This is a genomic window from Mesorhizobium sp. M1396, assembly GCF_040317725.1.
Classification (GTDB): domain Bacteria; phylum Pseudomonadota; class Alphaproteobacteria; order Rhizobiales; family Rhizobiaceae; genus Mesorhizobium.
Map to the genome: position 1 here is coordinate 1 of NZ_JAMYLA010000090.1, position 13,915 is coordinate 13,915.

Genomic DNA, 13,915 nt, shown 5'->3' on the forward strand with positions numbered 1-13,915 from the left:
GAGGCCGTGGCCTGGCTGTTGTCGCCGGCTGCGTCCTTCGTCAACGGCATCGTCATGCCGGTCGACGGCGGCGAGAGCGCGGGGTTGAAAACGCTCGCCTTGCCTGAAATCAGCAACGGCTTATGAAAGCTATTGACTTATAACTTATAAGTAGTACGGTGGCGTTGTGAATGAGCGACAGCGCGGACGAACCCTAAGGCGCATTCGCCGAAAAGGTGACTTCCACGCATCGGCAGGTATCTCTGCTCCCAAGGCAGACCGGGGAGCCGGCGAATTTGCCGGCTCCCCACCCGGGAACACACGAAACAAATGGGGAATCACATGACCAAGACTCGCGTTTTCCAATCCATGCTCGCGGCGGCTTTCGTCACCAGCGTGGCCGTCCTGCCCAACGCCGCCCAAGCCAAGGATTGGTGGCCCTTCAAGATCAACGCGGCCAAGGGCGGCGATCTGAAAAAAGTCGAGGCACTCGACTATGTGCCGCTGGAAAAGGCCGAGAAGCCCTGGAACCTGTGCGTCTTGTTTCCACACCTCAAGGACAGCTACTGGGTCTCGGTCGACTACGGGATCGTTGAGGAAGCAAAGCGCCTGGGTGTTAAAGTGACGGTCCTGCAGGCTGGCGGCTATGACGCGCTGCCCAAGCAGCTGTCGCAATACGACGATTGCGTCGCATCCGGTGCCCAGGGCATCCTCGTCGCCGCCATCTCGGAAGCCGGTCTTGCGGCCAAGCTGAAGGAGGGCGACGCCAAGGGTCTTGTCCAGATCGCCGTCGCCAATCCCATCCTGGAAACCCCGATCACCGCGCGCATCACTCCCGATACCTACCAGAAGGGTTTTCAGGAGGGTGAGTACCTCAAGAAGTACCTCGGCGACAAAAAGACGACGGCGATCGGCCTGCCGGGTCCGCAGGGATCGGGCTGGGCGGAGAGCTATATGGCGGGCTTCCGCGACAGCACCAAAACCGGCAACATCAAGCTCGCGGCCGAGCTCTATGGTGAGCCCGGCGTTCCGCAAAGCCTGCGCATCGTCGAGGACGCGTTGCAGACCTATCCCGATCTCAACGTGATCTGGGGCGGGGCAGCGGCGGCCGAAGCGGCCGTCAGTGCCGTCGCCGACGCCGGCCGCGACGATGTCGTCATCATGTCGTCCTACGAGAACCAGACGATGCTGAAGCTGGTCAAGGAAGGCAAGGTGCTTGGCTTTGCCGCCGAGTATCCGGTCATGATGGGCCGCATCAGCGTCGACCTCGCGGTGCGAGCCTTGGAAAAGAAGGACTACGAGAAGGTTCTTCTGGTGGCGCCGGGTATCGTGACCAAGGACAACGTCGACAAAATCGACCCGACGCAGATTTTCGCGCCCGATGGGTGGAAGCCTGAATTTTCGGTACAATAGTCGCATCTTCGATGGGCGGTAGACCTCGGCCTTGGCCTGCCGCCCTTTTTGCTTCGAGTTCGGTGATGTCAGCGATGCTTGAACTTACGGGTATGACGAAGCGTTTCGGGGGTGTGGTGGCGCTTGACGGCGTCGACTTCACGCTGCTGAGCGGTGAGGTCCATGCCCTTCTCGGCGAAAACGGCGCCGGCAAGTCGACGCTCATCAATCTGATAGCGGGAACCTACGGCTGGACCGAAGGCTCTTGCCGTATCGACGGCCAAACCGTTTCCGCGCTGACCCCACAGAAATCCCGCGATGCCGGGGTGGCGGCTGTGTTCCAGGAATTCAGTCTCGTCCCCGACCTCACGGTCGAGGAGAACCTGTTTCTTGGACGCGAGATCAAGGGAAGGCTTTTCCTGAATCGGCGCGCGATGCGTGCCCGCGCGGAAGAACGCTTCCGCGACATTGGCTTTCACGTCGAGCTGGCCAGCAAGATCGAAACGCTCACCCGGGCGCAAAAGCAGATGGTCGAGATTGCCAAGGGCATGCTTTCGGATGCCAAAATCCTCATCCTGGACGAACCGACCGCGTCGCTTACCGACGGTGAAGCGGAAAAACTGTTCGCCGCCATCGCGGGCCTCAAGGCGCGGGGCGTCGGTATCATCTATGTGTCGCACCGCATGGCGGAGATCCGTCGGCTCGCGGACCGTGTCACGGTGCTGCGAGGAGGGCGTAAGATCGACACAGTGGCCATCGCCGCGGCATCGGACGCGACCCTGATCGAGATGATGGTCGGCCAGCCGGTCGAACGACTGTATCCGTCAATCAGCCAGCGCCCCGCCGAAATCGTGCTGGCGACCAGGGGGCTGCGTGTCTCCGGTAGCGTGTCGGACGCCTCCATCACGGTCAGGGCTGGAGAAATCGTCGGCCTGGCGGGCCTGGTTGGCTGCGGCCGCAGCGAACTTTGCCGGGCCGTGTTCGGCCTGGAGCGGATGTCGTCCGGTGAGATCGAGCTCCATGGCGCGGTGGTTCGAGCGCCAGTGCCGCACAGCATGTTGCGTGCCGGACTTTGTTACTATCCGGCTGATCGCGGCGCTGAAGGACTGGCCCTCACCCGCCCGGGCCGCGAGAATGTGACCATGGCCGCCCTGGACGATCCGAGACTGTCCCAGGGCGGACTGCTCAAGTCCTGGCGCGAGCGCCGGGCAATAGCCGCGCCGTTGAAGACCCTGGGTTTGCGACCGATGGCGCCCGAACGCGCGGCGTCGTCGTTTTCGGGAGGAAACCAGCAGAAACTCGTGCTGGCGCGCGGTCTGATGCGCCCGGTCTCGGTCCATATTTTCGATGAACCGACGGTTGGTATCGACGTCGGCGCCAAAAGCGAGGTCTACAGGCTTATGAAAACCCTGGTGGAGAACGGCGCGGCTATTCTGCTGTCATCGTCCGAACTGCCAGAGCTCGTTCACCTGGCCAACCGCGTCTACGTCATGCGTGAAGGGCGCATAGTCGCCGAACTCAAAGCCGACGGCATCACCGAGGCCACTGTGCTGCGTCACTATTTCGACGCCGAAACCGGCGCCACGGAGGCGGCATGAGCCCTGACACGCTGCGGCGACGTTTTGTGGAAACCGGCGGGATCGTCATCCTGCTTCTGGTCGCGGTCGCGGCGGCGGCCGCGATCATCGAACCGCGTTTTCTGAACCGCCTGAACATCCTCAACGTCCTGCGCAATTTCTCCTTCCTGGCGGTTCCGGCGATCGGCCAGATGATCGTCATGACCACGGGCGGTTTTGATCTGTCGGTCGGCGCCACCATGGCCTTGGCCTCCGTGGTCACGGCAGCGGCGATGGCCACGATGCCCGATGCGCATGGGCTCCAGCTGCTGGTGCCGGTGATGCTGGCCTTGGCCAGCGGCGCCTGTGTTGGCCTGGTAAACGGCACGCTGGTGGCGCGGCTTTCCCTATCACCTTTCATGGTGACATTGGCATCGTTGTCGATCGTCGCGGGAATTACGCTCTATTACACGCAGGGTATCCCGATCTATGGCGTTTCCGACGCTTTTGTCGATGCCATCGGGCGAGGGCAGGTGCTTGGCCTGCCGCCGGTCTTGCTGCTCGCGATCGTGGTGATCGCCATCGCCATCATTCTGCAGCGTCGGACCGCGCTCGGGCGCCACTTCTACGCCGTCGGCGGCAACGTCGGCGCCGCCCGGCTGTCGGGAGTGCGCACACACCGTGTGCTGATAACCGCCTATGTGCTCTCCGGTCTTCTGGCCGCGCTTACCGGCGTGCTGATCACCGCTCGCATCGGTTCTGGCCAGTCGACGATCGGCGGGACGCTCGGACTGGAGACGATCGCAGCGGCGGTGATCGGCGGCGTTTCATTGCGCGGCGGCTCAGGCCGCGCCGAGAACGTCGCCATGGCGGCGCTGTGCCTGACGATCATCGCCAATGCGATGAACCTCACGCAGATCGACAGCAAATTCCAGACGCTGGTGCTGGGCTCGGTGCTCATCGGCGCATTGGCTTTCGACCGAATTGTTCAGGGGAGGCGGGCCAATGTCTGATCGTCCAGACATGGCGGCTCCAGTTGTTCTTGACCGCGCGCGCCCGGACATCCGCCAGTTCGCGGCGCAGGCCAAGCTGCCGGGGCTCGTATTCCTGGCCCTGCTGGTTCTCGGTCTGCTCGACCCGCGTATCGTTTCAAGCGGCAATCTCTGGAACATCGCGATCCAGACCAGCTATCTCGCACTCTTCGCCATGGCGCAGACCATGGTGCTGCTGACGCGCGGCTTCGACCTGTCGCTTGGTTTCACCGTCTCGCTCGTCAGCGTCATATCGGCGATGGTGATGACGGGAAGCGGCGATATGCCCATCCTGTGGGGAATCGCCGCCGGCCTCGGCGTCGGGCTGCTGATCGGCGGGCTGAACGGCTTCCTCATCGCCGGTGTCGGCATCAACCCGTTGGTGACGACGCTCGGCATGGCCAACATTGTCATGGCGCTGGCGTCAACCGTCAGCGGCGGCTTTCCCGTGCCGGGCATTCCCGAAGCCTTCACGGAGGCCTTGGCGGAGGGACGGCTGATCGGCATTCCGGTGCCCATCCTGTTCGCCGCGCTGTGTTTCGCACTGCTCTTCCTGGTCCTGCGCTTCACCGTGTTCGGCCGCGGCCTGTATCTCATCGGCGCCAATCCTCGCGCGGCGAAGGCGGCGGGCGTTCGAACCGGACGCGTCGTTGCGATCGACTACGTGGTCTGCTCGCTGCTGGCCGCGATTGGCGCCATGCTGCTCACCGCGCGCACCGGATCGGGCGAGCCCAATCTCGGCGGCAACCTGACCCTGGAATCGATAGCGGCGGCGGTGGTCGGTGGCGTGCGGCTGAGCGGCGGAGAGGGAGGCGTCACCGCGGCTCTGCTGGGTGCCCTGTTCATCACGATCATTTCCAACGCCATGAATCTCATGCAGGTCGACGGCTATCTGCAGCAGGTTCTTTTGGGCCTCATCATTCTGGCCAGCCTGATACTGGGCCGCGATCACAAGAAACGCTAACAGCTTCGGACCTTAAATGGCTTATCAAGTCTGCATCGATATCGGCGGAACCTTCACCGATTGCCTGGTTTCCGAGCCCGGTGGGAAAATCTCGATCTTCAAATCGCCGACGACCCCCGGCGAATTCGAGAAGGGGTTCATCAACGTGCTGCACGTCGCGGCCGCCGGATACGGGCTCGATCCCGCGACGTTCATGACCGCGATCGATTTGATCGTACACGGCTCGACCGTCTCGACCAACGCGCTGGTCGAGCGCAAGACCGTCAAGGTCGGTCTGATCCTCAACGAAGGACATCAGGACATCCTCGTCCTGCGCGAGGGCCCGCGCAAGGGCGCCTTCCAGTGGCGGCTCGACTATCCGGAGCCTTACGTTCCGCGCCACCTGACGAAGACGGCGCGGGGCCGCGTCGATGCGCGCGGGCGGGAGCTCACGCCTTTGTCGAGATCCGATGTCGAGGCGGCGATAGCCGATTTCCGGCGCTATGGGGTCGAAGCGATAGCGGTCGGTCTGCTTTGGTCGGTCGTCAATCCCATTCATGAAACGACGGTCCGCGATATCATCGCGCAGGCATGGCCGGAGATCCCGGTGACGCTTAGCCATGAAGTCAATCCGATGTCGCGCGAGTACAAGCGCATCATCGCGGCCGCCATCGACGCGTCGATCAATCCGATCGTGCGAACCTATATCGAGGACTTGCGGCAAGCACTTTCGCAGGCTGGTTTCCAGGGCGAGCTGCTGCTGGCCAACTGCGTCGGTGGAATGATGCCTCCCGCCGAGATGCTGCGGCGGCCAATCTACAGTGTCATGTCGGGGCCGACGCTGGCGCCGATGGCGGCGCTGGCGCTGAGCGACGAAGCCAACGTCATCGTCGGTGACATGGGCGGCACCACATTCGACGTCTCGGCTTTGCGTGACCACCAGATCATCGTCACCCCGGACAGCATGATCCACGACGACTCGCTCGGCATCGCGAAAGTGGATGTGAGATCGGTTGGCGCCGGCGGCGGGTCGATTGCCTGGGTCGATGATGGCGGCCTGCTGCGGGTCGGTCCACAGAGCGCTGGCGCGCGGCCGGGGCCGGCATGCTACGGAGCGGGCGGCACCGCGCCGACGGTCACCGATGCCAATGTCGTGCTCGGCATCATTGACCCGGATTATTTCCTCGGCGGCCGGATCAAGATCAGCCGCGAACTGGCCGAGAAAGCGGTCGCGAGCATCGCGACGCGGCTCGGCATCCCGCTGCTCGACGCGGCTTACGCCATCCAGACCACCAGCAACCACAACATGGTCGGGGCCATCGAGGAAATCACCATTCGCGAGGGCATAAACCCACGCGACAGTTTCTTTGTCTGCGGCGGCGGGGCGACCGCCATCCACATCGCCGAGATGGCCGACATATTGGGCTTGAAACGCTACATGATCCCGCGCTTCATGGCCGGGCTGAGCGCGTTCGGCGGGTTGATCTCGGATATCACGCGCGAGGAAAGCGCGGTTTTTCTGACCTCGACCCGGCGCTTCGACGCCGCGGGCGTCTCCGACATCCTGGCGCGGTTGAAGGTGTCGGGCGAGGCATTCCTCGAACAGGCCGGCGTTGAGCCAGATCTGCGGCGTTTCGAGTTCTCCTTTCTTGGTCGCTACGAGTACCAGTCCTGGGAGATCGAGGTCCATTTCGAGGCCGATGAGGCGCGTCTCGACGCGGCAAAACTGCCAATTCTCGTCGAAGCGTTTCATCAGATGCACGAACGCATCTATTCGATCAGATCCGACCGCGACATTGTCGAATTCACCAACTGGAAGCTGCGCGCGGTGGGCAAGCGGGCCAATCAGGATGCTTGGAAGGATTTCAGGCTGGCCGACCAGGCGACAGCGCCGGTCGCCAAGACGCATCGGCCAGCTTATTTGCATGAAACCCGGCGGACGAGCTCTCTGCCCGTCTACGACATGGACCAGCTGGGCGCGGGGGCGGCGCTTGACGGCCCCTGCCTGGTTGAGGCGACGACGTTCACCGCCTTCCTCAAGGACGGACATCGCGGGCGCGTCGACCCGCAAGGCAACATCGTCGTGACCGTCGATTGAGATCAACCTTCCCGAGCAAGGCACCGTAAAATGAATTCACCTGTCATTCGCCTGGAGACGCCAACGCGCCGCGTCGATCCGTTCCTGATGTCGGTTCTGAAAAGCCGGTTCGAGGCCGTCGTGCGGGAAATGACGCTGGTCGTGATGCGGGCCAGCCGCTCGGCGGTGATCAAGAACGCCCGCGACCTGAGCTGTGCGATCCTGACCTATGATCACCGCCTCGTTTCCACCGAGGACGCGCTGCCGATCCACGTCATGTCGATGGATCTGGCGACCCGTCCGATAACGGAGTTGTTCGACGATATCGCCGACGGCGACATCTTCCTCAACAACTGCCCATACACGGGCGGCACCCATCATGCCGACCTGATCATGGCGATGCCGATCTTTTTCGATGGCAAGCCGCTGTTCTGGGCCGTGGCGCTTTCCCATCACGCCGACACCGGCGCGCCGACACCTTCGACCTATCTGCCATTCGCCAAGAACGTTTATGAGGAAGGCATCCACTTTCCCTGCGTGCGCGTGGTCGAACAGCACAGGGAGAAGCAGGACCTCCTGCGCATCGGCATGATGCGCAACCGTGTTCCAGACATCTGGCTGGGCGACGTGCGCGCCCAGATCGGCGCCTGCAGGACCGGTCGACGCCGTCTATTGGAACTGCTTGAAAAATACGGCCGCGACACGCTGCTGGATTTCGTCGAGGACTGGTTCGACTACGGTGCGCGTCGCGCCATGGCCGAGATCGCCAAATTGCCGAAGGGCAAGTTCACCTACGAGGTCCGCCATGACCCGGTCCCCGGCGTGGCGGAGGAGGGCATCCCGGTCCGGATCACCATCGATGTCGACCCTGAAGCCGGCGAGATCACGGTCGATGTGCGTGACAACATGGATAACGTCCCTGGTGGTCTCAACCTTTCGGAAAACACCTGCACGGGCTCGTGCCGCATTGGCGTCTTCAACAATCTCGACGACGGCATCCCGCACAACGAGGGCGCCAAGAGCCGGATCAAGGTGTTGATGCGGGAGGGAAGCGTGGTTGGCAAACCTCGCTACCCCGTAGGCACCTCGGTGGCGACCACCAATGTCAACGACCGCTTGATCATCGCCGGCAATTGCGTGTTCTCGACGATGGGAGAACCCTATGGCCAGGCCGAGAGCGGCTCGCACCTGCCGGCGGGGATCGGGGTGATTTCAGGCAAGGATCCGTTCAAGGATGGGCAGCCCTACGTCAACCAGGTCTTCATTGGCTACGCCGGCGGCGGCGCGCGTCACGGCTATGACGGCTGGCTGACATATTGCGGTCCGGCGAATGGCGGCCTGATCGCGCTGGATTCCGTCGAGGTGGATGAATCCATGTATCCCATCATCATTGAATCGCGCGGCGTGGTGGCGGACACGCAAGGCATTGGCGAGTTCGAGGGCGCTCCCGCGGTGGGCGGTGTCTTCTATCCCGTCGACCATGAGATGACACTGGTCTACTCGGCCGACGGCACAACCTTTCCGCCGCGTGGCGTGCTCGGCGGCGGTGACGCCAAGGCCAGTCATAGTGCCAAGCGCGGCACGGACGGCAAGCTGGTGGAATTGCCCGCGTTCCATGAGGAGGCGTGTCGCGCCGGCGAGCGCATCGAGTTCGTTGCCTGTGGCGGCGGTGGCTACGGCGACCCGACCAAGCGCGATGTCCGCCGTGTCGCGGCCAGCGTTGACCGCGGCTGGCTGACGAGCGAAGCGGCTCGCCAATCCTACAAGGTGGCCCTGGTGCTGGACGCCGAGCAGGGCGTCTGGGTCGTCGACCAGGATGCCACCGCGCGCCTTCGGGCGGCCTGAGCCAGCGCGAAGTAGAGGTCGCCGGCATATGACCGGCGGCTTCGATCACGCCCGCTTGGCGGCCGCGTCCTGCTCGTCGAAATACCGCAACAGGTTCATGCCACCGCGCACGATGTCGCGTTCGATCGCCTTACGCGCCACCTTCTTGTTGCGGGTCCGGAACGCTTCGATCAGCGTCTCGTGCTCCTCTGCCCCGATGTAATCGTTCTCGGCCTGCAGATAATACACGTTGAGGATAGGGCCCATCGAGACCCACAGGCTTTCGATCTGCGCGATCAGCATATCCATCTTGGACAGGCGGTAGACGCCGAAGTGGAATTCACGATTGGCGCGACGGGCGCGGTCAGCATCGCCGGACGTTTCGCCGGCCACGAAATCGCGATGGATCTCGACCAGTTTTGCAATGTCCTTCTCCGAAACATGCTCGACAGCGAGTTCGGCCGCTAGTCCCTCGAGCGCGATGCGAATGAGCCGGACCTGCCAGTAACGCGACCGGGTCAGCTCTGGAACGGTGATGAACCGCCCTGACCGCAGTTCCAGCGCCTGCTCGCTGACGAGCCTGAAACAGGCCTCGCGCACAGGCGTGACGCTGGTGCCCAGCCGTTGCGCCAGATCCTGCATCAACAGTCTTTCGCCGGGCCGGAAATTGCCGGCGATCAGGGCTTCGCGCAGCGAGATATAAGTTCTCGCCGACAGACTGCCTTGCTCGATTGGCTGCATCGTGCTCATGGTCCACCGCTGCAATGTTGGCCGCACCGAATCGGCAACGGATAGGTACGAGACGCTCTTATATCCTATAAGTCCGGTTACGAAACATGGCTAAGAACTGGCGGGTCGCCCAGCAGAGAGCTTGCGCAGGATTGTCTCGATGATATCCAGCGATTTTTCGACCGTCGCTCGGTCATGGCTTCCTGACAGGTAGAGACGCTTGAGCGGAAGCGGCTGACCGATCAGCCGGTTCGCCACCATCTCCTTGCGGAATGCGAGATCGAAGACATCGTCGTTGCGCAGCAAGTCCTGGTAGTCGCGGTAAGGACCGCTGAGGAAATAGATCAGCCAGACCGAGCCAAACCCGGCGCTCTGCGCGGGCAGGCCGAGGCGATCGATAATGCCATCCAGCTGCGTGCGCATGAAAGCGCCGAGGGCAAAGAGACGGTCGTAGAAGCCTGGTTTGGACAGCTCCTCGATCGTCGCCTGCATGGCGGCGAGCGTCGACGGCGTGCCGTTGAAAGTACCGCCCATGAATACGGAGCCTTCCCCGGTCCGACCGACGAGCTCCATGAGATCGCGACGACCGGCCACCACGCCAACGGGATAGCCTGACGAGGCCGCCTTGCCGAAGGTCGCGAGATCAGGCGTGACGTCGGCGATCGACTGATAGCCGCCAAGCGCGTGGCGAAAGCCGGTGATGACCTCGTCGAAGATCAGTACGACGCCATGTTCGCTGGTCAGGCGACGCAGATCGCGCAGGAAAACATCCGTCGCCATCACCGACCCCATATTGTGAGCGATTGGCTCGATGATGATCGCCGCGACATCGCCTGGATTGGCCCTGAGATAATCCTCGACGGCGCCGGCATCGTTGTAAGGCAGCACGATCGTGTGTCGGGCGGCATCCTCAAGGATGCCGGCGCTGATGGGATCGTACTTGCCGATCGCCTGCGCGTGCGACTGTACGTTCATGGCGACGTAGTCGTGCCAGCCATGATATCCGCCTTGGAACTTGATGATGCGCTTGCGACCGGTGGCGGCACGGGCAAGGCGCAGGGCGTGATAGGTCGCCTCCGATCCGGAATTGCAGAAGGCGACGAGATCCGCGCAAGGGATGCAGTCGACCAGCGCCTCCGCCACCTCGATCTCCAGCCGCATCGTTCCCGCACCGACAAGATCGATGTCCTGGGAGACCGCAGCGATGCGTTCACGCACCGCTGGATGACAATGGCCAAGCACATTGGCGCCGAAGCCGCAGTGGAAGTCGGTGTACTGGTGTCCCTCGACGTCGTAGAGAAACGCACCCTGCGCCCGGGCAAAGACATGCGGCGCGCCGAGCCTGCGGCTCGGGCTGAGCAATCCGCCGGGCATCACCGCGCTGGCGCGCTCGATGAGTCGGGCGGTGTTATTCTGATCGGTCATCGTAATGTCCGTGCATGGCTATGGTTGTCCGCCGCTCAGCCGAGGGCTTCGAGGACGGTGGCCTCAATTCCCGCCGCGTCCAGACGGTAGTGCTTGTAGAGATGCGTTGGCGGCGCAATCAGGCTGTATTCGTCGCGGATGCCATGGCGTATCAACCGTGCCGGGCTGCCCGCCTCCGCCAGGATTTCCGCCACCGCGCCGCCCAGACCGCCGACGATATTGTGTTCCTCGATGGTTAGGATGAAGCGGGAGTGGGCCGCGGCTGAGAGCACGGCCTTCGTATCCAGCGGCTTGATCGTATGCATGTCGATCAGCCCGACGGACTTGCCCGCCGCGCGCAGCGCGCGGTAAGCCTCCCTCGAGGGATGGACCATCGAGCCACAGGCGATGATGGTCAGTTCCGATCCTTCGCCGTGGATGATCGCCTTGCCGAACTGGAACTCGACGCCGTCGTCATAGACCACCGGTTCCTGGCCGCGGCCAATGCGGAAGTAGATTGGCTGAGCATGATTGACAGACGCCTTGACGGCGGCCGCCAGTTGCGGGCCGTCAGCCGGCGCGACGACGGTGAGGTCGGCAATGCTTCGCATGATGGCAAGATCTTCCGTCGCATGGTGGGAGGTGCCGTAGAAGCCGAGTGAAATACCGGCATGATGACCGATCAGCCGCACCGGCAGCGCCGAATAGGCGACGTCGGTTCTGATCTGTTCGCAGCACAGCAGCGCCAGGAAAGAAGCGAATGTAGCGACGAACGGCATGGCGCCGGTGCTGGCCATGCCGGCAGCAGCCGAAACCATGTTCTGCTCGGAAATGCCAAATTGCGTGAAGCGTTCGGGAAAGCGTTGCGCGAACCGCACCAGCCCGTTGGAATATTGAAGGTCGGCCGTACCGGCCACGACCGGATAACCGTCTTCGACCAGATCGATGAGCGCGTTGGCCAGATAACTCAGGCCAGGCGCGCGCGCGTTGATCTGGCGGTACTGCCAGGAGTTGGTATCGATCGGGCCGTTCATTGTGTTTTGCCTCCACGCTTGATCTCTTCGGCGGCCAAGGCCTCGTCCGATGGCGCGAGATAGCCCAGATGCCAGCCGGGTTCGGTTTCCATGTAACCAACGCCCTTGCCTTTGGAGGTCTTGGCAATGATGCAGACGGGCCGGGTGCGGTCTGCCTCGGCCTTCAACTGTCGCAGCAGCGTCGCGAGAGCGACGACGTCGTGCCCATCGACCTCGTGCACCTGCCAGCCGAACGCCGCCCATTTGTCGGCCAACGGTTCGATGCCGATGATGTCGTCGACCTGCCCGTCGAGCTGGTATCCGTTGCGGTCGACGATGGCGATCAGATTGCCGGCCTTATGGTGGGCGGCGGAGAGCGCCGCTTCCCAGACCTGGCCCTCCTGCATCTCGCCGTCACCGAGCAGGACATAGACATCGAAGCGCCGGTTGGCCGCACGGCCGCCAAGCACCATGCCGAGGCCGCCGGACAGGGCATGGCCGATCGAGCCGGAGCTGAAATCGACGCCGGGCACCTTGCGCATGTCGGGATGATCGCCAAGCGGATTGCCGAGCCGGGTGTAGCCATCGAGGACGTCCTTGGAGAAGAAGCCCCAGTCGACCAGCAGCGGGTAAAGGCCGACCGCGGCATGTCCCTTGCCCATCAGGAAGCGGTCGCGATCCGGCCATTGCGGCTCGCCGCGCCTGAGCCGCATCGCATCGTAGTAGAGCGTGGCGAATATTTCCGCGCAGGAAAACACTGACGAATAATGCCCAACCTTGGCGATCTGGATGAGGCGCAGCGTCTCGAGCCGGACGAACTCTGCCCTGTCGCGCAACAGGGCGATCCGCTCCGCGTCGGGCGGCAGGGCGTTGTTTGAAGGAGTGGGTGCGTTGGCCATTGGGCGTCACTCTCGGATCATTTTTTCTCGACAACTTATAAGTTATAAGATATTCCTCGCCGAAGCAACCGCCTATCTGGTCGCAAGGAGAATTTTGATGAACAACGAATCGCGCGTACTGGACATGGCCAGGCACTTTCATTCCCAAACCGATCCACGCCTGCATGAGGATCATGGTCCGTTGACGATCGTGGCCGGCGAAGGCGCGACGGTCACGGATGACGCGGGCAACCGCTATATCGAGGGCATGGGCGGACTCTGGTGCGCCTCGCTTGGCTTCAGCGACAGCCGGCTGGCCGACGCGGCTGACCGCCAGATGCGCAAGCTCGCCGTCTACCACACCTTCAATCACCGCTCGAATGAGCCCACCGTCGAACTCGTCGAACAGCTTACCGCGTTGGCGCCGTTCGACAACGCGCGCGTCTTTCTGGTCGGCTCCGGTTCGGAAGCCAATGATACGATGGTCAAGCTCGCCTGGTATTACCAGGCCGCGCGGGGGCGTCCGGAGAAACGCAAGATCATCAGCAGGTTTGGCGCCTTCCACGGCAGTACGATCATGGGCGCGGCGCTGAGTGGGCTGCCGCATATGCACAAGTCCTTCAACCTGCCGCCGCTTCCCATCATATTCGCCGCGCGGCCGTTCTACTATCTCGACGGTCTGCCGGGCGAGGCGGAGCATGACTACGCCACGCGCCTGGCCAAGGAACTCGAGGCCCTGATCCTGGCGGAGGGGCCAGAGACGATCGCCGCGATGATCGCCGAGCCGATCATGGGCGCCGGCGGCGTGCTGGTGCCGCCGGAGAATTATTTTCCAAAGGTTCAGGCGGTGCTGCGCAAATACGACATCCTGATGCTGTCCGACGAGGTGGTCTGCGGCTTCGGACGCACCGGAAATTGGTTCGGCAGCCAGACTTTTGGCATGGAACCGGACATGCTGTCGGTCGCCAAGGGGCTTTCATCCGGTCATCTGCCCATTGGCGGCGTCATTATCTCCGACAAGATTTACCAGTGCGTCGCCGATGAGGCCCACAAGGTCGGCGTGTTCGGCCACGGTTTCACCTATTCCGG

The 13,915-nt window shown here is 62.9% G+C and carries 11 protein-coding genes; 7 read left to right on the top strand and 4 right to left on the bottom strand.

Going from position 1 to position 13,915, the window contains the following annotated elements:
* The first annotated feature begins 321 nt into the window (after positions 1-321).
* The 6 genes from torT to NKH02_RS32645 all read left to right on the top strand — a co-directional run bounded on the left by torT (position 322) and on the right by NKH02_RS32645 (position 8,823).
* Entirely contained in the window at positions 322-1,392 is a 1,071-nt protein-coding gene (torT, locus tag NKH02_RS32620) for a TMAO reductase system periplasmic protein TorT (protein ID WP_352883889.1), read from the top strand.
* Between the two features lie 74 nt (positions 1,393-1,466).
* Positions 1,467-2,969 carry a sugar ABC transporter ATP-binding protein gene (locus NKH02_RS32625; RefSeq protein ID WP_352883891.1) on the top strand — a complete coding sequence of 501 codons (1,503 nt, stop codon included), beginning with the start codon at positions 1,467-1,469 and terminating at the stop codon, positions 2,967-2,969.
* The gene (locus tag NKH02_RS32630) at positions 2,966-3,940 is read left to right on the top strand and encodes an ABC transporter permease (protein WP_352883893.1); all 975 of its coding nucleotides are present in this window, start codon (positions 2,966-2,968) and stop codon (positions 3,938-3,940) included. The genes NKH02_RS32625 and NKH02_RS32630 overlap by 4 nt, the downstream gene beginning before the upstream one ends.
* Positions 3,933-4,922 (top strand): ABC transporter permease, encoded by a 990-nt coding sequence (locus NKH02_RS32635; RefSeq protein ID WP_352883895.1) that lies wholly within the window; start codon positions 3,933-3,935, stop codon positions 4,920-4,922. The genes NKH02_RS32630 and NKH02_RS32635 overlap by 8 nt, the downstream gene beginning before the upstream one ends.
* A gap of 16 nt (positions 4,923-4,938) precedes the next feature.
* Positions 4,939-6,999, top strand: a complete 2,061-nt coding sequence (locus tag NKH02_RS32640) for a hydantoinase/oxoprolinase family protein (protein ID WP_352883897.1) — start codon at positions 4,939-4,941, stop codon at positions 6,997-6,999.
* A gap of 30 nt (positions 7,000-7,029) precedes the next feature.
* Positions 7,030-8,823, top strand: a complete 1,794-nt coding sequence (locus NKH02_RS32645) for a hydantoinase B/oxoprolinase family protein (RefSeq protein WP_352883898.1) — start codon at positions 7,030-7,032, stop codon at positions 8,821-8,823.
* A 45-nt stretch (positions 8,824-8,868) separates the two neighbouring features.
* On the opposite strand, the gene NKH02_RS32650 is transcribed toward NKH02_RS32645, so the two are convergent.
* The 4 genes from NKH02_RS32650 to NKH02_RS32665 all read right to left on the bottom strand — a co-directional run bounded on the left by NKH02_RS32650 (position 8,869) and on the right by NKH02_RS32665 (position 12,847).
* On the bottom strand, positions 8,869-9,552 hold the full coding sequence (locus NKH02_RS32650; RefSeq protein ID WP_023737066.1) for a GntR family transcriptional regulator: 684 nt from the start codon (positions 9,550-9,552) through the stop codon (positions 8,869-8,871).
* A gap of 90 nt (positions 9,553-9,642) precedes the next feature.
* Entirely contained in the window at positions 9,643-10,956 is a 1,314-nt protein-coding gene (locus NKH02_RS32655) for an aspartate aminotransferase family protein (protein WP_352883901.1), read from the bottom strand.
* 35 nt (positions 10,957-10,991) lie between these two features.
* A complete protein-coding gene (locus NKH02_RS32660; protein WP_352883902.1) occupies positions 10,992-11,969 on the bottom strand; it encodes a transketolase family protein in 978 nt (325 codons plus the stop codon).
* Positions 11,966-12,847 (bottom strand): transketolase, encoded by an 882-nt coding sequence (locus tag NKH02_RS32665; RefSeq protein WP_352883903.1) that lies wholly within the window; start codon positions 12,845-12,847, stop codon positions 11,966-11,968. The genes NKH02_RS32660 and NKH02_RS32665 overlap by 4 nt, the downstream gene beginning before the upstream one ends.
* 97 nt (positions 12,848-12,944) lie before the next feature.
* On the opposite strand from NKH02_RS32665, the gene NKH02_RS32670 reads away from it, so the two are divergent.
* Positions 12,945-13,915: aminotransferase class III-fold pyridoxal phosphate-dependent enzyme (locus NKH02_RS32670; protein WP_352883905.1), on the top strand; the 971-nt coding region annotated here is incomplete at its 3' end.